Raw genomic sequence first — 19114 nt, 5'->3', positions numbered from 1 at the left:
CTCTCTCCCGCATCCGGTTTCTGGCGCCGCTCCGCCCCTGCGGAACGGCTCCCCACGACCGTAAGCAGGACACTCACTATTCGGAAGTACCCACTTTGACGTAAGGTACTGGCATGACGGTGAGTGTGGAGAAGGAGAGCGGCGCGGAGCTGCGGTCCCTGCTGGCCGAGGCCGATGTGATGGCGGCGGACTGCCCCTCGCGGGGGGTCCTGGAGCATGTGACCAGCCGCTGGGGCGTACTGATCCTGGTCGCCCTGCGGGAGCGCTCCTACCGGTTCAGCGAGCTGCGCCGCGCCGTGGAGGGCGTCAGCGAGAAGATGCTCGCCCAGACCCTGCAGGCACTGGAGCGCGACGGCTTCGTCCACCGCGACGCCAAGCCGGTCGTACCGCCCCGCGTCGACTACACGCTGACCCCGCTCGGACACACCGCCGCCGAGCACGTCTGGACCCTGGCCCGGTGGACCCAGGACAGCCTCCCCGAGGTCTTCGCGGCCCGGGCGCGCTACGACGAGGCCCGGGGCCGCTGAGCGGCGCGGTCCCGGGGGTTCGCGCCGCCCGATCCGCGGCACCGGACGTCGCAGATCGGGCGGCTCAGAGAGCAGATCGGGCAGCCCAGAGATCCGTCAGCCTCAGGGATGCGTCAAGGAGTCGGTGTCCGGGGCCGTCCGGCGGCATGGTGGGCGGAGGCTGGAGACAGGAGCCGGACGGCTGCGGGCGGCCTGCCCGGGGGCGAGCTTCCGGCTCCGGCCCTGCGAGGTGCCTCATGCGGATGTCGCTCCGGGAACCCTTCGCCGTCGCGGCCGGGTTCCTCGCCCCCTTCCTGCTCGCGCTGGCGCTCGTGCCCGCCCGGACGAGCCTCACGCACACCAATCTCGCGCTGCTGCTCGTGGTCGCGGTGGTGGCCGTCTCCGCGCTCGGCAACCGCTCCGCGGGCGCGCTGGCGGCGCTGTCCGCCGCCGCCTGGTTCGACTTCTTCCACACCGAGCCGTACCAGAGCTTCCACATCCAGGGCCGGGCGGACATCGAGACCGCCGTACTGCTGCTCGCGGTGGGCCTGGTCGTCTCCCAACTGGCCGCGCACGCACGGCTGCTGGGCCGGGCCGCACTCGCCGACGCCACGCATCTGGAGCGCCTGCACACCGTGATCCGGCTGGCCCGCGGCGGTCCCCCGCCCGAGCGGCTCGTACGGCTGGTGGAGCGGGAGCTGACCGAGGTCCTCGAACTGCGGTCCTGCCGCTTCGTGCCGGGCGACCCCGCTTCCGGAGCCCCCGGCGGACGGCTGCCCCGCCTGGAACCGGACGGCACCGTGCAGGTCGCCGACTGGATCTGGGACCTGGACCGCCAGGGCTGGCCGCCGGAGACCGAGATCGCGCTCGCGGCCGAGGCCCACGGGTCCCGCCCGGGCCACTTCCTGCTGACACCGGTGCCGGAGTCCGCGCCCCCGCCCCTGGAGGCCCGCCTGGTCGCCGCGGACCTGGCGGCACAGGCTGCCGCCGCCCTGGAGCCCGGAGGACGGCCGGCCGTCCGGGCTTGACTGCTCTCGGCTCAGCCCTCGACGACCGACCCGGCCCCGACGACCGACCCGGCCCCGACGACGATCATTCCTCGACAACCGATCAGCCCTCGACGACCGACAGGCGCGGGCGCAGAAACCGGCGGGCCCGGTGGATCCGCGCCTGTGCGGTGCCCAGCGGGACCCCGGTGCGGCGCGCGACCTCGGCATAGCTGAGCGAGGCGAGGTCGCGCAGCACCACGGACTCGACCAGTTCGGGGTGCCGGGCCTCCAACTCCTCCAGGGCGTCGAGCAGATCGAGCCGCGAACCGGCGATCACGCTGGTGGTCCGCGGGTCCACCGGCTCCGGCGGGGCGATGAGGGCGGCGGTCTCCGCGCGCCGCTTGAGCCGCCGGTAGGTCGCCCGCGCCGCGTTGGAGGCGATCACGGTCACCCAGCCCCGGAAGGAACCCGCGCCGGTGAAGGAGTCCAGATTCCGCGCCACCGAGAGCAGCGCGTCCTGGCAGGCCTCCTCCGCGTCGTCCAGACAGGGCAGCAACCGCGCGCAGCGCCGCAGCATCAGCGGACGGATCTCGGCGAGCAGCCGGTCGAGCGCCTCGCCGCCATCCGCCCGCGCGGCGGCGTACAGCCCGTCGAGAGGGTCGAGGGTGTCGAGACGCTTGAGCGGGTCGAGCGGGTCGAGCGGGTCGGGGCCGGGGGTCGCCGGGGAATCCGGCTGGGTCATACGAGTCTCCGTGCTGCTTGGCTGAGCAGCGGCTCCAGCTCCACTGTGCTCGCCGGATCGCTGCTCGTCGAGGTGAGCGAGAGCGCGAGGAGCCGGTCGTCCACCATGGCCAGACCGAGCACCCCTCGTACCCGAGGACGCTCCCCGGAGCCCGTCCGGTTCGACTCGGTGTTCCACCAGACGACCCGGTCCACCCCGGCAAGGCGCGGTTCGTGCCGGGTGCCCGTGGTGGCCGGCAGTCCGCCCTCCGCCTCGGCGCACTGCCCGACCTGCCCGGACAGCCGTGCGAAGGCCCGCTCGGCTCCGCCGGGGTCCGGGAAGCGGGCCACCACTTCTGCGGCCTCGGTCTGCAGCCCCCGGTACGTACCCGCGTGGTCGTCCCGGGCGTCCCGTGCGGCGAGGCTCCCGGGGAAGCAGAGCAGTGCCAGGTCCCGCGGCACCCCGTCGTGGACCGCGGTGCGCTCCGCCTTGCCCCAGCCGAAGCGGACCAGTTCCTCCGGCTTCAGGAGCGCCTCCCGGGTGAAGGGCGGGGCGGGCGCGGTGGTGCCGGGGGAGGGGGACGCGGAGGGCGAGGGGGAGTTGCTCGGGGGCGCGGCGTTGTCGTCCCGCCCGGGATCGAAGGGCGCGAGGAGGAATCCGGCCACTCCGAGACCGATCCCGGCGAAGGCAGCCACCGACAGGGTGCCGACGCTGGTACTCCGCCTCATGGACTCTCTTTCCGTCGCTGCCTGCCGGGCTGCCATCATGGTGCCCCATGGAGGCGATCGGGCGTTACCGGGTGCGGCGGCGGATCGGCGCGGGCGCCTTCAGCACTGTCTGGCAGGCCAGCGACGACGAACTGGCGGTCCCCGTCGCCATCAAGATCATCGCGGAGAACTGGCTGGATCACGCCGATGTCTGCGGCCGCTTCCTGGACGAGGCACGGCTGCTGCGGCGGATCACCGACCCGCGGGTCATCGGCGTCTACGACATCGGCCGACTCCCCGACGGCCGCGCCTACTTCGTCATGGACTACGCCGACCGCGGCACCGTGCAGGACCTCTGCGCCCGCCCGCTGCCGCCCGCCGAGGCGCTGCGGCTCGGCGCCGAGATCGCCGAGGCGGTCGAGGTACTCCACCAGCACGGCGTGATCCACCGCGACCTCAAACCGGCCAACCTGCTCCTCGCCTCCGGCCTCGCCGGCGCCCCCCGCGTCGTCCTCGCCGACCTCGGCATGGCCAAACGCCTCGCCGAGGCCTCCGGCCTGACCATGGCGGTCGGCACCCCCGGCTACATGGCCCCCGAACAGGCCCACGGCCGCCTCCCGCTCGACCAGCGCGTCGACGTCTACGGCATCGCCGCCGTCGTCCACGTCCTGCTCACCGGGCGGCGCCCCTTCGAGGACGAGACCAGCATCGCCGACGTAGCCGTCCGCCCCGCCGACCGCACCCCCGCTCCCCTCGCCCCGGAACTCGGCCTGCCCCCCACCCTGGACGCCTTCCTCCACTCCGCTCTCTCCGCCGCCCCGGACCACCGCCCGCCCACTGCCGCCGCCCTCGCCGCTCAACTGCGCGGCCTGGCGGCCGAGTTGGAGGACACGCAGCGGCTGCGGAGGCCTTTCGGCGCGAGGGGCGAGGGGGGTGAGGAGGGTGCGGAGTCGGGCGCGGACGGTACGGGGTCCGGTGCGGGGGGCCTTCCCGCTGCCGGGCTTCCGGTTGCCGGGGTTCCCGCCGCCGGACTTCCGGTCGCAGGTCGCTGGGCGCCGTTCGCCACGGAGGTCCGCGAGACTCCCTCGGCGACGGAAGCGGCACCGACTGCGCCGACGCCATCGACCCCATCGACGCCACGGACGCAACCAACGCCACCGGCCGAAGCCGAGCCTGCGCTCGAACCTCAACTCGAACGCGAACCGGCCCTCGCCGTACGCCCCGAACCGACCTCGGCCGTACGCCCCGAACCGACCTCGGCCGTACGCCCCGAACCGACCTCGGCCGTACGCCCCGAACCCGCACGTGAACCGGCTCCCGCCGTACACCCCCGCCAGGCCCGGCTGCCCGCCTGGGGCCTGGCCCTGGCCTCGCTCGGGCTCGCGGCGGTCCTGGCGGTGGCGACCTGGCTGGCGCTCTCCCTGGTGCTGGGTTCCTGAACCGGGCTCCTTGGTGCCGGGTTCGTGACCCGGCGGCGGATCCGAAGTTTTTCGCGGCTCCCGGCAACAAACCCCGGACCCCGGGACTCTCTGCGGAGTGAACGCGGTCGACCGGACCGCCGCACCCGAGGAGCACCATGCAGTTCCACCACCGCCGTACGCGCGCCGCCGGGCTCACCGCCGCCCTGCTGGGCACCGCCGCGCTCTCGCTGACCCTCACCGGCCAGGCCGAGGCCAGGACGTTCCCGCACGGAACGGTGAGGGCCGACGGCGGCCTCGTCGCCCACCAGGCCCCGAGCACCCACGCGCCCTCGATCCACACCTTTCAGGACGGTGCCGAGGTCGCGGTGGACTGCGCGACCAAGGGCACCCGCGTCTCCGGCAACCCCGACTGGTACCTCATCTCGGCCGAGGGCGACGCCAAGTGGGTCTCCGCCCGCTACGTGGACCTCGAAGCCGAGCCCCGCCACTGCGGCCCCGACCTGAGCATCGCGGCCACCACCACCAAGTCCACCGGCGCCTACGAGGGTCCGAGCACCGCCGACCGCAGGCAGACCACCCTCGCCAAGGGCACCACCACCGAGATCCTCTGCTGCACCGACTCCGGCCCCGCCGCGAAGACCTCCCGCTGGCTGGTCACCACCGAGGCCCAGTGGATCCCCGCCACGGCGCTGAAGACCTCCGGGGAGGTGGAGTTCTGCCAGCAGGGGTGAGGCGGGGGCGGGGGCGCGGGGGTCGGCCCAACGCCGTCGAGGCGGCCACCGACGGCTCGCTCACCATGGCGGGCGGGGCGCTGGGCGTCCTCCTGCTCGCGGAGCACGCCCGCTCGGCGCGGCGGACCGAGTCTCTTGAGGCCGGACCGCAGGGGGACAGTTGACCGCGCGGTTTCGCGGATGGGGCCGAGGGCGGTGCGGAAGGACGGGATCAAGGGCGGTGCGGAACCCCCGGAGTGCGGGGTTCCGCACCACCCTTCGACGCTGCCCGGCGGGGACTCTTCGGGTGCATGGGGGAGGGGTTAGCCGGGGGGCATGGGGGCAGACGCCCGTAGAAGGTCGGTTCCAGCGAGTGTCGGCCGGGCTCCCGTACCGTCCGGCGAAGCGGCGTACGACCGATGCCCGTGCGGGCCAGATGTCGCCCGACCAGGCAAGAGCGGTCGAATCTGACAGGATGCCAGTGGCGCCCCCGGCAGGACTCGAACCTGCGGCCAAGCGCTTAGAAGGCGCCTGCTCTATCCACTGAGCTACGGGGGCCGGTGTGCGGTCGGCGGGGCCGGTCGGGTCCTGCCTTGCCGGGGACCAAGGATAGGGCTCCAGGGTCGTGCTCCCGGTTGCTTCGCCTCCGCGCCACGTTGTGGAGGTTCAGTGAAGCGGTCCTGATACTCGCAGGCAGGTGCGAATCGCGCATCGCTTTTCGCGCCAGTCGTGGCGGGTGTTGTGCACTCGTTATGCCCCCGCCCCCGCCAACCCTTGCGCCTCGGGCGTACCGTCGGCGCGCAGGAGCGCCCATATGCTTCAGAAAGACAGCAAAATTGGGCATTCTTCGCATGTGGTGACCTTGGATGTACGGCCTCAGCTGCTCGAAGCGCTCTGCGAACTGCGCGATCGTGTCGCAGCGGTGCGTTTTCCGCTGCCCCTCCCCGGTGCGCCGAGAGCGCGCGCCAACCGGGATGAACTCCTCGCACAGCTGGACGACTACCTCGTGCCCCGACTCCGCGCCCCCGAGGCGCCGTTGCTGGCCGTCGTGGGCGGTTCGACCGGGGCGGGCAAGTCCACCCTGGTCAATTCGCTCGTCGGGCGCCGGGTCAGCGAGGCGGGCGTGCTGCGGCCGACGACACGTACCCCGGTACTCGTCTGCCACCCCGACGACCACCACTGGTTCAGCAGTCTGCGGGTGCTGCCCGAGCTGACCCGGGTGTGGGTGCCCCAGCAGGAGGCGCCCGCCGGGGCCGAGCAGGGCGGCGCCCCGGAGCGCGGCGGCGGTGTCTTCGGGGAGCGCGGCCCGGGGCGGTTCGGCAACTCGCCGGTGGTCTCGGCCACCGGGCACGCCTCGGCCGAGGGGCTCACCGGCCTTGTGGGGCTCGACCCTTGCGCCGAGGTGCCCACCGCCGAGGGCGAGTACGTGCTGCGCATCGAGACGGCCACCACCCTGCCGCGCGGACTCGCCCTGCTCGACGCGCCGGACATCGACTCCCTGGTGGCCCACAACCGGGTCCTCGCCGCCGAGTTGCTCTGCGCGGCGGACATCTGGGTGATGGTCACCACCGCCGCCCGCTACGCCGACGCCGTCCCCTGGCACCTGCTGCGCAGCGCCAAGGAGCACGACGCCACCCTGGTCACCGTCCTCGACCGGGTGCCGCACCAGGTGCTCACCGAGGTCTCCGGGCAGTACGGGGCCCTGCTCGACCGGGCGGGACTCGCGGGCGTGCCCCGTTTCACCGTCCCCGAACTGCCCGAATCGGCGGGCGGCGGCGGGCTGTTGCCCGCCACGGCGGTCGCCCCGCTGCGCGGCTGGCTCGCCGCCCGCGCCCAGGACACCGAGGCCCGGCAGCGGGCGGCCGTCCGCACCGCCCAGGGCGTGCTCGCCTCGCTCGCCTCCCGGATGCCGGAGCTCGCGGGGTCGGTCGCCGCCCAGTACGCGGCCGCCCTGCGGCTGACCGCCGCCGTCGAGGACGCCTACGTACGCGAACTCGGCCGGGTGCGCGAGCGCTTGGAGGCGGGCGGGGTGCTCGCGGGCGGAGCCCTGCAGCGCTGGCGGAGCTATCCGGTGGACTGCGGGGCGGGCGAACTGCTCGACGCGGTGGTGGAGAGCCTCGGCACGCTCCTGGTGTGCGCGGTGACCGCCGCCGACGAGCAGATCGCGGCGGCCTGGCAGGACGAACCGGCCGCGGGCGCCGCGGGGTTGAGCACCCGCGACCCGGACCCCGAGAGCGCCGAGCACCGGATCGGGCTCGCCGTGCGCCGCTGGCGCCGGGTCATCGAGGAGTACGCCGAGGAGGAGGTGCGGCTCCTGGACAAGGGGACCGCGCCCGACGCGGAGACCGTGGCCGCGCTCCTCGCCACCGGGCTGCTCGGCGGGCGGCGGGCCCGTGCCGCGGGCGAGACCCTCGCCGAACGCATCGGCGCACTGGGCGCGTTGCGGCTGCGCGACCGCGGCACGACCCTGCTCGCCACCTACGTCGACAAGGTCCTGCACGCCGAACGTGAACGCCGTCTCGCCCCCCTGGACGCCCTCGACGTACGCCCCGAGCCGCAGGCGGGACTGATTGCCGCACTGTCCGTACTGCAGAAGGAGAGGCGATCCGCGTGACCACCCTGACGGATCATCAGGAGCAGGAAGAAGAGCGCGACCAGCCGCAGGAGCCGCAGGCGGGACCGGAGAGGCCGCAGGAGCCAGAGAAGGTCAACCCGGCTGAGAAATCGGGGCAGTTCGAGCTGTTCGACACGGCTGACACGCCTCAGAGGGCCGAGAGGGCTGAGGGGGCCGAGCGGTTCGGGAAGGCGGAACGAGTTGCGAGGGCCGAGGGGTCCGAGGACGCCGAGGCGACCGTACGGCCGGAGAGGTCCGCGCAGCCGCAGCCGCAGCCGCAGCCGCAGTCTCAGGCGTCGGACGACGCCACGGGCGAGGCCGTCGTGGAGGCTGAACTCGCAGGCGGAGCCGCGGCATTGGGGCTCGCTCCCGCGGAGGCGCAGCAGTTCGAGGCGGATCCGCTGGACGCCTGGGACGACGGGCTCATCGCCCGGCGCGCCGCCGAGGACGGGGAGGGGGAGCAGCCGGGAGCGGGCCCCTTCCCCGGTGGGTCGCAGCGTGGCGGGCGGGGTGAAGTGCTCGCCTGTACGGGGGAGTTGCAGGGGCGGTTGGAGGCGATGCGGGAACTCGTGGGGCTCTCGCGTACCCGGCTCGACGCGGACACCCTGGCCGAGGCGGTGCGGGTCCTGGAGGAATCGGACGCGCGGCGGCGGCTGTCCGGGGAGCACACCGTGATCGCGGTGGCGGGTGCCACCGGCAGCGGCAAGTCGGCCCTCTTCAACGCCCTTGCCGGGGTGACCATTTCGGAGACGGGGGTGCGCAGACCGACCACCGCCCTGCCGCTGGCCTGCAGTTGGGGAGAGGGCAGCGGACGGCTCCTGGACCGCCTCGGCATTCCGGCCCGGCTGCGCCGCAGGCCGGTGCAGAGCCCCGACGCCGCCGCGCTGGAGGGAATGGTCCTGGTGGACCTCCCCGACCACGACTCCGCGGCGCCCGAGCACCGCGAACAGGTGGACAGGATCCTGGAGTTGGTGGACGCCGTGATCTGGGTCCTCGACCCCGAGAAGTACGCGGACGCCATGCTCCACGAGCGCTATCTGCGGCCGATGGCGGGGCACGCGGAGGTCACCTTCCTGGTGCTCAACCAGGTCGACCGGCTGCCCGGCGACAGCGCCGACCTGGTCCTGGACGACCTGCGGCGGCTGCTCGACGAGGACGGGGTGGCCCTCGGCGAGCACGGCGAACCGGGGGCGACGGTGCTCGCGGTGTCCGCGCTGTCGGGGGCTGGGGTGGGCGAACTCCGGGAGTGCCTGGGGCAGTTCGTACAGGAGCGGGGGGCCGCGGCCCGGCGGATCGCGGCCGATCTGGACGCGGCGGCGGTCGGGCTCCGGCCGGTCTACGAGCCCGGGCCCGGGGTGGGCCTGAGCGAGGAGGCACGGGAGGAGTTCGGCGCGCGGCTCGCGGACTCGGTGGGCGCGCTCGCCGCGGGTGAGACGGCCGAGCGGGCCTGGCGCAGGAACGCGGGACGGGCCTGCGGCACCCCCTGGCTGCGGCTCTGGCGCTGGGCGAAGGACATGCGCGGCCCGGAGGCGGCCGAGGAGAGCAGGCCGGACCCGGCCCAGGAGGAGGCGGCCGCCCGGCAGCGGGTCGAGCAGGCCGTACGCACCCTCTCCGACCGGGCCGCACAGGGGCTGCCCGCGCCCTGGGCCCAGGCCGTACGGGAGGCCGCCGCCCGCGGGGCCGAGGAACTCCCCGAAGCCCTCGACCGGTTGAGCGCCGACTCGCTGGCGCCCGGGCGGCGGCCGCCGAAGCCCGGCTGGTGGCCGGCGGCGGTGCTCGCCCAGGGCGCCATGACGCTGCTCCAGGTGGTCGGCGCGCTCTGGCTGCTCGCCCAGATCGCCCGGGTCTGCCCGCCCAACCTCGGCATCCCTGCCCTGCTGATGGTCCTCGGCATCCTCGGCGGACCACTCGTCGAGTGGACCTGCCGGATCGCGGCCCGCGGCCCGGCCCGGCGTTATGGAGCGGAGGCCGAGCGCCGGCTGCGCGAGGCGGCCGGGGCCTGCGGCCGGGCCCGCGTCCTCGAACCGGTGGCCTCGGAACTGCTGCGGTACCGCGAGGTGCGGGAGCAGTACGCGAAGGCGGCGGGGGCGGTCCGTACCGAGGTGTACGCGCCCTCGCGGGAGGCGTACTCACCCTCACGGGTGAGGGAGTTGTCCACAAGCCGCCGGTGATCCACAGGCCCGAGCGGGCCCCTTCTCGGCACGGCAGTCTGTGCACACGCGGACGGAGCCGTACGGGAAGGGGCCCGTTGCCGTCCGCGGCGCGCCCCGTGCTTCGGCGGCGCAGGACGAGGGAGGGCACGACATGAACGAGACCACGGTGAGCGTCGTCGGCAACGTCGCCACGGCTCCGGTCTACCGGGAGACGGCCACGGGGCCGGTGACCAGGTTCCGGATCGCGGCGACCTCCCGGTACCACGACCCCGCCAAGGACGCCTGGGTCGACGGGCACACCAACTTCTACACGGTCTGGGCCCGGCGCGCGCTCGGCGTCAACGCGGCGGCCTCGCTCGGCCTGGGCGAGCCGGTGGTGGTGCAGGGCAGGCTCAAGGTGCGCAGCGAGGACCGCGGAGGCCAGCACTGGTCCTCGGTCGACATCGAGGCCACCGCCATCGGCCACGACCTCGCGCGCGGCACCGCGGCCTTCCGGCGGGCGCGGCCCGAGTACGCGGGCGGCCAGCAGGCACAGCAACCGCAGCAGGCACAGCAGGCGATGGCGACGTGGCAGGGGGCGAACGGGCAGGCGCCGGCTCTGGTGGGGCCGCAGCCGGGTTCGCCGCCGGGCCGATCCGGACCGGGCCTGCCGGAACCGGACTTCACGGTGGCCCCTCCCACGCAGCAGCAACCACAGCAACAGCAGCAGCAACAACAGCACCAGCAGTCCCAGGAACAGCAGCAGGAGGTGGTGATGGGCTGAGGACGAGACCCGCGGCCGTCGGTGGTCTCGGTCCGGCAACGCGCGTGCTGTGGCCGGGATTTCCGGAACAGGGAATTCCGAGGTGACCGAACTGCGGCTTATCGGTGAAGGGAGTTCGGAGAGCCGCATGGATTTGTCGATAAGCCCGGCTCGTTACACCCTCCCGCGATAACAATTCCGATTCGGATGTGCGGTCTCCGTACAAGATCGGCGAACGCCTCGGGCCCCGCTCCTAGGATGCCGGGATAGTTCACGGGGCATCTGAATCTGCTGGTGGGAGTGGTCGGCCCGCGCCAAGCGCACCCACCTGGAGGGGAATTCTGTGTTTTCTGCGTTCTCGGCGGTACGCGCGCGATCCGGCACGAGCGGCACCACGGAACGCACCCTCCGCTGTCGGCGTCCGCGTATGCGGCGGGCCGCGCCCGTGCTCGCCGCGGGGCTGATGACCGCCGGGGGAATCGCGGTCACCGCCCAGGACGCGGTGGCACAGGAAATCCCGCACCACCAGGGCGGTGCCTCGGCGGCGCTCGGCTCCTCGCGTACGCACGGGGAGGCCGTGGTCCGCGAGGCCGGAGGGGAACGGCGAATATCCGCCGGGCTCTTCGAGATGTCCGTCGAGGGCGGCGGCTCCCTGCTCACCTACGGCGTCGATCTGCACAGCCCCACGCAGAAGGACGCCAAGTACCAGGAGGCCGACTGGGGCAGCACCTCGCTGGGGGCCAACCGGCAGGCGGGCAGGATCCGCTGGATACTCCAGCACTCCTACCCCCAGGTCAACGACCTCGGTGCGCTCGCCGAGAAGGCCGGGGCCAAGCATCTCTCCGAGGAGGACGCCGCCGCGGGCACCCAGGTCGCGATCTGGCGCTACTCGGACGGCGCGAAGGTCACGGCCGCCGACCCGGACGCCGAGCGCCTCGCGGACTACCTCCAGCGGCACGCCCGCGGGCTCGCGGAGCCGAAGGCCTCGCTCGCCCTGGAGCCCGCGGCGCTCTCCGGTCACCCGGGGGAGCGGCTCGGCCCGGTGACGATACGCACCACCGCGGACAGCGTCAGCGTGCTGCCGCCCGCCGACTCCACGGCGAGCGGGGTGAAGGTCGTGGACAAGGACGGCAAGCGGGTCACCTCGGCGGGCAACGGCAGCGAGGTCTACCTCGACGTGCCCTCGGGCGCCATGGACGGCACCGCGGCGCTCACCGTGCAGGCCTCCACCAAGGTGCCCGTCGGCCGGGCCTTCACCTCGGACACCCGGGGGCCGACCCAGGTCCTCGCCGGGTCCAGCGAGTCGACGGTCTCGGCCGCGGCGACCGCCAACTGGGCCGGTTCCGGGGCGGTTCCCGGACTCACGGCGAAGGAGAGGTGCGCGGACGACGGGCTCGCCCTCACCGCCTCCAACCAGGGCGACGAGGACTTCAGCTTCCGGCTGATGGGCTTCACGTACGTGATCGAGGCGGGCGGCTCACAGACCGTGACGGTTCCGCTGCAGGAGGACCAGGCCTACGACTTCACCATCACCGGGGTGCACGGCTTCGCCAAGAGGTTCAAGGGGGTGCTCGACTGCCGGACCCAGGGCGACATCCCGGCCGGGACGACCGCCCAGCTGGCCTCCGGCCCCGGTACGGCCACGGTCGGCGGCACCCAGGTCGACGCCGACCTGGCGGACTCGGGCAGCTCCGGCTCGACGCCGGTGGTCGCCGGGATCGCGGTCGCCCTGGTCGTCCTCGGCGGCGGCGCGCTGCTCCTGGTGCGCAGGAGGAAGGCGGACGCCGGGGCCGGGGCGCCGGACGCGGACGGTTCCGGGAGCTGAACCCGGCAGGGCGGTGGGCCCTCCCGTGCCACCCGCCCCAGGGGTCCCTCGGGGCCGAACCCCCAGCTGCGGCCGGGTGCGGCCTCACCAGGCGGTTTTCGCAGCGCACGGCCCGTACGGCAAGATGGTGTACGTCTGCCCTCATGCGGCGGAGTCGCTAATGACACTGCAGGATTCAAGCTGCCGGACGGTTTCTCTTGGCTGAGTACATCTACACGATGCGCAAGACACGCAAGGCGCACGGCGACAAGGTGATCCTTGACGACGTGACGCTGAGCTTCCTGCCCGGCGCGAAGATCGGTGTCGTGGGTCCGAACGGCGCCGGTAAGTCGACGGTGCTGAAGATCATGGCGGGCCTGGAGCAGCCGTCGAACGGTGATGCCTTCCTCTCGCCCGGCTACAGCGTCGGCATCCTGCTCCAGGAGCCCCCGCTCGACGAGACCAAGACCGTGCTGCAGAACGTCGAGGACGGCGTCGCCGAGGTCAAGGGCAAGCTCAACCGGTTCAACGAGATCGCCGAGCAGATGGCGACCGACTACACCGACGCGCTGATGGAGGAGATGGGCAAGCTCCAGGAGGACCTGGACCACGCCAACGCCTGGGACCTCGACGCCCAGCTGGAGCAGGCCATGGACGCCCTCGGCTGCCCGCCCGGCGACTGGGCGGTCACCACCCTCTCCGGTGGTGAGAAGCGCCGCGTCGCCCTGTGCAAGCTGCTGCTCGAAGCCCCCGACCTGCTCCTCCTCGACGAGCCCACCAACCACCTCGACGCCGAGTCGGTGCAGTGGCTGGAGCAGCACCTCGCCAAGTACCCGGGCACCGTCGTGGCCATCACCCACGACCGGTACTTCCTGGACAACGTCGCGGGCTGGATCCTCGAACTCGACCGCGGCCGCGCCATCGGCTACGAGGGCAACTACTCCACATACCTGGAGACCAAGCAGACCCGGCTGAAGGTCGAAGGCGCCAAGGACGCCAAGCGGCAGAAGCGGCTGCGCGAAGAGCTGGAGTGGGTCCGCTCCAACGCCAAGGGGCGCCAGGCCAAGTCCAAGGCGCGCCTTGCCCGTTACGAGGAGATGGCCGCCGAGGCGGACAAGATGCGGAAGCTGGACTTCGAGGAGATCCAGATCCCGCCGGGCCCGCGCCTGGGCAGCGTCGTCGTCGAGGTCGAGCACCTCAGCAAGGCCTTCGGCGACAAGGTCCTCGTCGACGACCTGAGCTTCACCCTGCCGCGCAACGGCATCGTCGGCGTCATCGGCCCGAACGGCGCCGGCAAGACCACCCTGTTCAAGATGATCCAGGGCCTGGAGGAGCCGGACGCCGGTTCCATCAAGGTCGGCGACACGGTCAAGATCAGCTACGTCGACCAGAGCCGCGAGAACATCGACCCGAAGAAGACCCTGTGGGCGGTCGTCTCCGACGAGCTCGACTACATCAACGTCGGCCAGGTCGAGATGCCCTCCCGCGCCTATGTCTCGGCCTTCGGCTTCAAGGGCCCGGACCAGCAGAAGCCCGCGGGCGTCCTCTCCGGCGGTGAGCGCAACCGCCTCAACCTCGCGCTCACCCTCAAGCAGGGCGGCAACCTGCTCCTCCTCGACGAGCCGACCAACGACCTCGACGTGGAGACCCTGTCCTCGCTGGAGAACGCCCTTCTGGAGTTCCCGGGCTGCGCCGTGGTCGTCTCCCACGACCGCTGGTTCCTGGACCGGGTGGCGACGCACATCCTCGCCTACGAGGGCGACTCGAAGTGGTTCTGGTTCGAGGGCAACTTCGAGTCCTACGAGAAGAACAAGATCGAGCGGCTCGGCCCGGACGCGGCGCGTCCGCACCGCGCCACCTACAAGAAGCTCACGCGAGGCTGAGGGATCTCGTGGCGCGCCACCTCTACCGCTGCCCGTTGCGCTGGTCGGACATGGATGCCTTCGGCCACGTCAACAATGTGGTCTTCCTCCGCTATCTGGAGGAGGCCCGCATCGACTTCATGTTCCGGCTGGCGCCGGGCGACGGTTCGCCCTCGTTCTCGGGCGGCTCCGTGGTGGCCCGCCACCAGATCGACTACCTGCGGCCCCTCGTCCACCGGCACGAGCCGGTGCTCGTGGAGTCCTGGGTCACCAAGATCTCGGCGGCCTCGCTGACCATCGCCTACGAGATCAAGGACGAGGAGGGCGCGGAGGAGATCTACGTCCGCGCCTCCACGCTGGTCGTCCCGTACAACCTCCAGACCCAGCGTCCGCGCCGGATCAGCGCGGAGGAGAAGTCCTTCCTGACCAAGTACCTGGCCGAGCCGGGCGAGGACGCGGGGACGCGAGCCGCATGACGGCCCCCAGGCCCACGGTGCACTTCGCCGACACCGGGGAGGCGGCGGACCTCGCCGCCTTCCTGACCCGCCTGCTCCACTACGACAAGGCGGCGGCGGTACGCGTCCAGGCCACCGGGACCACCCTGGCCGTCTTCGGCCGCCCGGCCTCCTTCGAGGTGCTCGCCATCCGCACGGCCCGCCTGGCGAAGCCGTACGAGCACGGGCTCGACGCGGTCCTCGACCTCACCGCCTCCGCGGGCGAACTCCTGGAGCGGATCGACGAAGGGGCCGGTACGGCCCTGGTGCCCCAGCCCGTCACCGGCCCGTCCTGGGCGGGCGTGCTGCCCCCGCGCGGCGGCTGGCGCGAGGTGCCCGGGCTGCCCGCACCCGAGCGGATCCGCGCGGCGGTCGGCGCCGCCGTCGCCGAATTCCGTTCCCGCACCGAGCAGTTGGCGCCCGAGGAACGCACCCGCGAGGCGCTCGACCGGATCGGCAACGACCTCTGGTCCCGCTCCCTCGGCGAGGGCGGGCTCCCGCTGCGGGCCGCCCACGCCGCCCACTCCCTCGGCTTCCTGCGTCCCGCCGCCCCGGGACGCGAACCGGTACTGGCCCTGCTCGCCACCGGCCCCTGGCTGCGGCTCCGTACGGACTACGGGTCCGTCGCGGTCCGCAGGTCGGGATCCTCGGCGCAGCTCAGCGTCACGCCCGCGCAGGGGCGCGGGCGGCGGGCGGGCTGAGACCGGACGGCTGGCGGCGGGGCGGGAGAGCCCCGGTCAGCCTGCCGTGTTGACCATCGAGGCGGCGGCGTAGGTGAGGTAGTTCCACAGGGTGCGGTCCTGCTCCTCGGTGAGCCCCAGCTCGTCGAGCGCGGTCCGCATGTGCTTCAGCCAGGCGTCGTGCGCCGCGCGGTCGACGGCGAACGGCGCGTGCCGCATCCGCAGCCGAGGGTGGCCGCGGTGCTGGCTGTAGGTGGTCGGGCCGCCCCAGTACTGCATCAGGAACAGCGTGAAGCGTTCCTCGGCCGGTCCGAGGTCCTCCTCCGGGTACATGGGCCGGAGTATCGGGTCCTCGGCGACTCCCTCGTAGAAACGGTGCACCAGACGCCGGAAGGTCTCCTCGCCGCCGATCTGCTCGTAGAAGGTCTGCTCCTGAAGCGTGCCGCGCGGAATCTCATTCACACCGTCCATCGTCTCAGATGCGGTGAACGAGGACCCCGGTCCTAGGACCGGGGCCCGCCCGGCCGTACGCGGGGGACATCCGGGTCCGCATGAGCCCCGGGTGAGCCCCCTGTGACCCCCGCCGGACGCGGGTGATCCGGCGATGATGCCGTGTTCCGTGCGATGCGCCTCGCTTCGGGCGGGGCGCCGCAGGACAGTGGAGTCATGGGCAAGCAGCGAGGGGACACCGAACGCGCACAGCCGTACGCGACGGGCCTGCGCGAGCAGGGACTGGAGGCCGAGGCGGACCGGGCACGCGCCGATCTCGTCCGGCAGATCGCGGCGCGCGGCGCCTTCGACGGGGACGAGGTCTGGCAGGAGATCTTCGCCTCGGTGCCGCGCCACCTCTTCGTGCCCTGGTACTACATCGGGGTCGTCGGAGGCTACGAACGGCTGTGGGGCGAGGATCCGGACCCCGAACGCCGCCTGAGCTGGGTACGCGGCGCCTATACGGACGGCCCGCTCGCCACCCGCATCAGGGACGGCGAACTCCTCTCCTCCAGCAGCCAGCCCTCCCTGATGGCCCGGATGCTCACCGATCTGCGGGTACGGGACGGGGACCGGGTGCTCGAGATCGGCGCCGGTACCGGGTACAACGCGGCGCTGCTCGCCGCCCGGGTGGGGGAGGACCGGGTGACCACGGTGGACCTCGATCCGGAGATCACCGAGTCCGCCCGGAGCCATCTCGCCGCCGCGGGCTGGGCACCGGCGGTGGTGACGGGCGACGGCTTCCTCGGCTGCCCGCCGCGCGCCCCCTTCGACCGCATCATCGCCACCTGCACCCTCGCCTCGATCCCCGGCCCCTGGCTCCGGCAGTGCGCGCCGGGTGCCCGGATCCTCGCGCCGCTGTCCACCGGCCTGATCGCGCTGGACGTGCAGGGGCCGGCCCAGGCGGAGGGCCGCTTCCTGGAGACCTCGGCCTTCTTCGTACCGCTGCGCGGAACCGCCCGCCCGGACGGGGATCTGGTGCTCTCGGGACTGCCCCCGCGGGTGCTCGGCGACGACGGGTTCCGCTTCCTCGCCACGCTCGGCGCGGGCGCCCTCGACCCGGAGGAGGCCCTCGCGGTCTGGGAGACGGAGGGCGCACCGCGACGCGAACGCTTCGGGATCACCGTGCACGGGGACCGGCAGTGGGCTTGGCTGGATGATCCGGAGGGGGCTTATCGGTGGCAGTTGTGAGGTGGGGGTGGAGGCTGGTGGCAGATGACAGGTGACGGGTAACAGATGACGGATGACAGATATCAATATCCGTCAGCTGTTATCTGTCAGGCGTCACCTGTCGGCCCCCGGCAGCCCCGACTCCCCGACGCTCCCGTCTAGGCTCCACTCACCGGGCTCACCGGGCTCACCGGGCTCACCGGGCTCACCGGGCTCACCGGGCTCACCGGGCTCACCGGGCTCACCGGAGCCTCGGATCCGCCGGACTCACCGGACCCCCGGATCCCCCGAACCCGCCTCCCGGGCCCAACCTCAGCCCCGTCGAACCCGGATCGTCGTCCAAGCCCCCACGTGCACCCGGTCCCCGTCCTGCAGCGGTACCGGGACGAACGGCTGGATCGGTTCCTCGCCGCCGTTGACCGTGGTGCCGTTCGTGGAGTTCTGGTCCACGACCGCCCAGGAACCGTCCGGCTGCTGCACCAGCATCGCGTGCTGATGCGAGACGCCCGGGTCCTCCGGCGGCACCGACAGGTCGATGTCCGGAGTGTCACCCGTCGAGTGGCGCCGGCGCCCGATGGTGATCTGGTTGCCGGTGAGCGGGCGCTGTTGTTCGGGGGAGTACGCGGGCAGGTTGAGCCCCGCGGCCTCCGGACCCGAACGCTGCATCATCGCCATGAAGTACTCGCGGTCGGGACCGATGGTGATCGACCAGTTGGTGCCCGGCGCCGGGTACGCCTGCGGGGGCTGCGTCTGCTGGGCGCCGCCCTGGCCGTTCCAGCCCTCGGGGCCGGGGCCACCCGCGGGGGCCGAGGGCGGTGAGAGCACCCAGTCGTCCTCGCCGCCGAAGGCCGGGCCTGGAGGCATCTGAGGCTGGGGGCCACCTTGACGGTCCCCGCTCTGGGGGAAGGCAGGGGGCGGCCCCGGCTGCTGGAACGCCTGCGGCGCCCCGCCACCACCCGGACCTCCGGGCCCTTCCGGCCCGCCACCGTGCTGACCGGGACCGGGACCGTTCTGCCCCGGACCCTGCTGCCCCGGCCCGTTCTGCCCCGGCCCGTGGGGACCGCCAGGCCCTTGCGGCCCGCCCGGAGGCATCCCGGGCCCGCCCGGTCCGCCCTGACCCGGGAATCCGCCAGGCGCACCAGGCCCGTGGGGACCGCCGGGCCCCTGCGGCCCACCCGTTCCCGGGAACCCGCCGGGTCCGTCCTGCCCCGGGAATCCCCCAGGACCATCGGGCCCCGGGAACCCACCGGGCCCACCAGGCCCCTGCGGTCCCCCCTGCCCGGGATACCCGTACCCGCCAGGTCCGCCCGGTCCGCCAGGTCCGCCGGGTCCGCCGGGCCCAGGCCCGCCAGGCCCCTGAGGCAACGGTTCCGCAGGCCGGTTCATCTGTGAGGGGCGTGACCCCTGGTACTCGTACGCGTCCTGGCCGGGCGGCGGGCCCTGCTGCGGGAAGGGGTTGCCCCCCTGCGGGCCGGGAGGCATGCCCGGGCCGCCGGGCCCGCCGAAGCCGTGGCCGCCCTGACCGGGCCCACCCGGGCCGCCGGGCAGCGGTGAGTTGGGTGCCGCGGGGGTGTACGAAGTCGCCGTATTGGTGAGGAAGTTCCAGCGGCACTCCTCGCAGAAGGGCGCTCCGCCCTCACGCGGGGTGCGGCACTGCGGGCACAGCTGGGGCTCGGGGGCCGGGTCGGGTACGGCCGAGAGGTGCGGCCGTCCGCCCGCGCCGGGAGGCGGCGGCGGACCCCCCGCGCCGGGTGGCGGCGGCGGGCCTCCCGGGCCGCCGGGGCCCGGGTAGCCGTAGCCGGCGCCGGGCTGCGGGTAGCCGTAGGTGCCGCCGGGTGGTGGCGGGGGCGGGGGAGGCGGTACGGCTCCGGCCATGCGGTGACCGCAGACCTCGCACCAGTCGTCGGAACCCGACTGGTGTCCGTTCGGGCAGGTCGGCATGGTGGCGCCTCCCCCTTTCCTTCTCCGGCCCGCGGGCCGGTTCCTGTGGACGTCCGCGTCGTCTGCGGCAGGTGGCCGGTGGCCGGTCCTCCCGGCCGTGCCACTGCGTCG

The 19114-nt window shown here is 73.3% G+C and carries 17 protein-coding genes and 1 tRNA gene; 13 read left to right on the top strand and 5 right to left on the bottom strand.

The window, feature by feature from the left end:
- Window positions 1–113: 113 nt before the first annotated feature.
- Together HFV08_RS15430 and HFV08_RS15425 are read left to right on the top strand one after the other, a co-directional pair.
- A complete protein-coding gene (locus HFV08_RS15430) occupies window positions 114–527 on the top strand; it encodes a winged helix-turn-helix transcriptional regulator (protein ID WP_168539817.1) in 414 nt (137 codons plus the stop codon).
- Window positions 528–769: 242 nt separating this feature from the next.
- Window positions 770–1534: a DUF4118 domain-containing protein gene (locus HFV08_RS15425; RefSeq protein WP_246341769.1), complete on the top strand. Its 765-nt coding sequence runs from the start codon at window positions 770–772 to the stop codon at window positions 1532–1534.
- 82 nt (window positions 1535–1616) lie between these two features.
- On the opposite strand, the gene HFV08_RS15420 is transcribed toward HFV08_RS15425, so the two are convergent.
- Together HFV08_RS15420 and HFV08_RS15415 are read right to left on the bottom strand one after the other, a co-directional pair.
- Window positions 1617–2237: an RNA polymerase sigma factor gene (locus tag HFV08_RS15420; RefSeq protein ID WP_168539815.1), complete on the bottom strand. Its 621-nt coding sequence runs from the start codon at window positions 2235–2237 to the stop codon at window positions 1617–1619.
- On the bottom strand, window positions 2234–2944 hold the full coding sequence (locus tag HFV08_RS15415; protein WP_168539813.1) for a hypothetical protein: 711 nt from the start codon (window positions 2942–2944) through the stop codon (window positions 2234–2236). The genes HFV08_RS15420 and HFV08_RS15415 overlap by 4 nt, the downstream gene beginning before the upstream one ends.
- 47 nt (window positions 2945–2991) lie before the next feature.
- On the opposite strand from HFV08_RS15415, the gene HFV08_RS15410 reads away from it, so the two are divergent.
- The 3 genes from HFV08_RS15410 (at window position 2992) to HFV08_RS15400 (ending at window position 5239) form a co-directional block, all read left to right on the top strand.
- Entirely contained in the window at window positions 2992–4362 is a 1371-nt protein-coding gene (locus HFV08_RS15410) for a serine/threonine-protein kinase (protein WP_168539811.1), read from the top strand.
- Between the two features lie 137 nt (window positions 4363–4499).
- Window positions 4500–5075, top strand: a complete 576-nt coding sequence (locus HFV08_RS15405; RefSeq protein ID WP_168539809.1) for an SH3 domain-containing protein — start codon at window positions 4500–4502, stop codon at window positions 5073–5075.
- Window positions 5072–5239: a hypothetical protein gene (locus HFV08_RS15400; RefSeq protein WP_168539807.1), complete on the top strand. Its 168-nt coding sequence runs from the start codon at window positions 5072–5074 to the stop codon at window positions 5237–5239. The genes HFV08_RS15405 and HFV08_RS15400 overlap by 4 nt, the downstream gene beginning before the upstream one ends.
- A 297-nt stretch (window positions 5240–5536) precedes the next feature.
- Here the strand turns inward: HFV08_RS15400 and HFV08_RS15395 are convergent.
- Window positions 5537–5612: transfer RNA gene (locus HFV08_RS15395), tRNA-Arg, on the bottom strand.
- Between the two features lie 256 nt (window positions 5613–5868).
- Between HFV08_RS15395 and HFV08_RS15390 the strand changes: the two genes are divergently transcribed.
- The 7 genes from HFV08_RS15390 (at window position 5869) to HFV08_RS15360 (ending at window position 15424) form a co-directional block, all read left to right on the top strand.
- Window positions 5869–7668, top strand: a complete 1800-nt coding sequence (locus HFV08_RS15390; protein WP_246341768.1) for a GTPase domain-containing protein — start codon at window positions 5869–5871, stop codon at window positions 7666–7668.
- Between the two features lie 356 nt (window positions 7669–8024).
- Window positions 8025–9839 carry a YfjP family GTPase gene (locus HFV08_RS15385; RefSeq protein ID WP_246341767.1) on the top strand — a complete coding sequence of 605 codons (1815 nt, stop codon included), beginning with the start codon at window positions 8025–8027 and terminating at the stop codon, window positions 9837–9839.
- Window positions 9840–9972: 133 nt separating this feature from the next.
- Window positions 9973–10584 carry a single-stranded DNA-binding protein gene (locus tag HFV08_RS15380; RefSeq protein ID WP_168539805.1) on the top strand — a complete coding sequence of 204 codons (612 nt, stop codon included), beginning with the start codon at window positions 9973–9975 and terminating at the stop codon, window positions 10582–10584.
- A 406-nt stretch (window positions 10585–10990) separates the two neighbouring features.
- Entirely contained in the window at window positions 10991–12388 is a 1398-nt protein-coding gene (locus HFV08_RS15375; protein ID WP_168539803.1) for a TQXA domain-containing protein, read from the top strand.
- A gap of 197 nt (window positions 12389–12585) precedes the next feature.
- Window positions 12586–14250 carry an energy-dependent translational throttle protein EttA gene (gene ettA / locus HFV08_RS15370; protein ID WP_168539801.1) on the top strand — a complete coding sequence of 555 codons (1665 nt, stop codon included), beginning with the start codon at window positions 12586–12588 and terminating at the stop codon, window positions 14248–14250.
- A gap of 8 nt (window positions 14251–14258) precedes the next feature.
- Entirely contained in the window at window positions 14259–14705 is a 447-nt protein-coding gene (locus HFV08_RS15365) for an acyl-CoA thioesterase (RefSeq protein ID WP_040253527.1), read from the top strand.
- Complete coding sequence (locus HFV08_RS15360; RefSeq protein ID WP_168539799.1) at window positions 14702–15424, top strand: DUF8185 domain-containing protein; 723 nt, start codon at window positions 14702–14704, stop codon at window positions 15422–15424. The genes HFV08_RS15365 and HFV08_RS15360 overlap by 4 nt, the downstream gene beginning before the upstream one ends.
- Before the next feature lie 36 nt (window positions 15425–15460).
- Here HFV08_RS15360 and HFV08_RS15355 read toward each other — a convergent pair whose 3' ends face one another.
- Complete coding sequence (locus HFV08_RS15355; RefSeq protein ID WP_040253533.1) at window positions 15461–15874, bottom strand: globin; 414 nt, start codon at window positions 15872–15874, stop codon at window positions 15461–15463.
- A 195-nt stretch (window positions 15875–16069) separates the two neighbouring features.
- Here HFV08_RS15355 and HFV08_RS15350 point away from each other — a divergent pair, with 195 nt between their 5' ends.
- Window positions 16070–17083 (top strand): methyltransferase domain-containing protein, encoded by a 1014-nt coding sequence (locus HFV08_RS15350; protein ID WP_168539797.1) that lies wholly within the window; start codon window positions 16070–16072, stop codon window positions 17081–17083.
- A gap of 291 nt (window positions 17084–17374) precedes the next feature.
- On the opposite strand, the gene HFV08_RS15340 is transcribed toward HFV08_RS15350, so the two are convergent.
- Window positions 17375–19003, bottom strand: coding sequence for an FHA domain-containing protein (locus HFV08_RS15340; RefSeq protein ID WP_168539795.1), 1629 nt, complete (start codon window positions 19001–19003; stop codon window positions 17375–17377).
- Window positions 19004–19114: the final 111 nt, after the last annotated feature.

Source organism: Streptomyces physcomitrii (assembly GCF_012273655.1).
GTDB lineage: Bacteria > Actinomycetota > Actinomycetes > Streptomycetales > Streptomycetaceae > Streptomyces > Streptomyces physcomitrii.
The sequence above is the reverse complement of the archived record's forward strand: the minus strand, read 5'-3'. Positions and strand labels throughout refer to the sequence as shown.

What these genes read in the sequence shown, in the direction of transcription:
- HFV08_RS15350 (WP_168539797.1), top strand. Translation starts at nt 16,070, where the DNA reads ATGGGCAAGCAGCGAGGGGACACCGAACGCGCACAGCCGTACGCGACG.
- HFV08_RS15425 (WP_246341769.1), top strand. Translation starts at nt 770, where the DNA reads ATGTCGCTCCGGGAACCCTTCGCCGTCGCGGCCGGGTTCCTCGCCCCC.
- HFV08_RS15420 (WP_168539815.1), bottom strand. Translation starts at nt 2,237, where the DNA reads ATGACCCAGCCGGATTCCCCGGCGACCCCCGGCCCCGACCCGCTCGAC.
- HFV08_RS15390 (WP_246341768.1), top strand. Translation starts at nt 5,869, where the DNA reads ATGCTTCAGAAAGACAGCAAAATTGGGCATTCTTCGCATGTGGTGACC.
- HFV08_RS15405 (WP_168539809.1), top strand. Translation starts at nt 4,500, where the DNA reads ATGCAGTTCCACCACCGCCGTACGCGCGCCGCCGGGCTCACCGCCGCC.
- HFV08_RS15430 (WP_168539817.1), top strand. Translation starts at nt 114, where the DNA reads ATGACGGTGAGTGTGGAGAAGGAGAGCGGCGCGGAGCTGCGGTCCCTG.
- HFV08_RS15375 (WP_168539803.1), top strand. Translation starts at nt 10,991, where the DNA reads ATGCGGCGGGCCGCGCCCGTGCTCGCCGCGGGGCTGATGACCGCCGGG.
- HFV08_RS15410 (WP_168539811.1), top strand. Translation starts at nt 2,992, where the DNA reads ATGGAGGCGATCGGGCGTTACCGGGTGCGGCGGCGGATCGGCGCGGGC.
- HFV08_RS15380 (WP_168539805.1), top strand. Translation starts at nt 9,973, where the DNA reads ATGAACGAGACCACGGTGAGCGTCGTCGGCAACGTCGCCACGGCTCCG.
- HFV08_RS15355 (WP_040253533.1), bottom strand. Translation starts at nt 15,874, where the DNA reads ATGGACGGTGTGAATGAGATTCCGCGCGGCACGCTTCAGGAGCAGACC.
- HFV08_RS15415 (WP_168539813.1), bottom strand. Translation starts at nt 2,944, where the DNA reads ATGAGGCGGAGTACCAGCGTCGGCACCCTGTCGGTGGCTGCCTTCGCC.
- HFV08_RS15340 (WP_168539795.1), bottom strand. Translation starts at nt 19,003, where the DNA reads ATGCCGACCTGCCCGAACGGACACCAGTCGGGTTCCGACGACTGGTGC.
- HFV08_RS15360 (WP_168539799.1), top strand. Translation starts at nt 14,702, where the DNA reads ATGACGGCCCCCAGGCCCACGGTGCACTTCGCCGACACCGGGGAGGCG.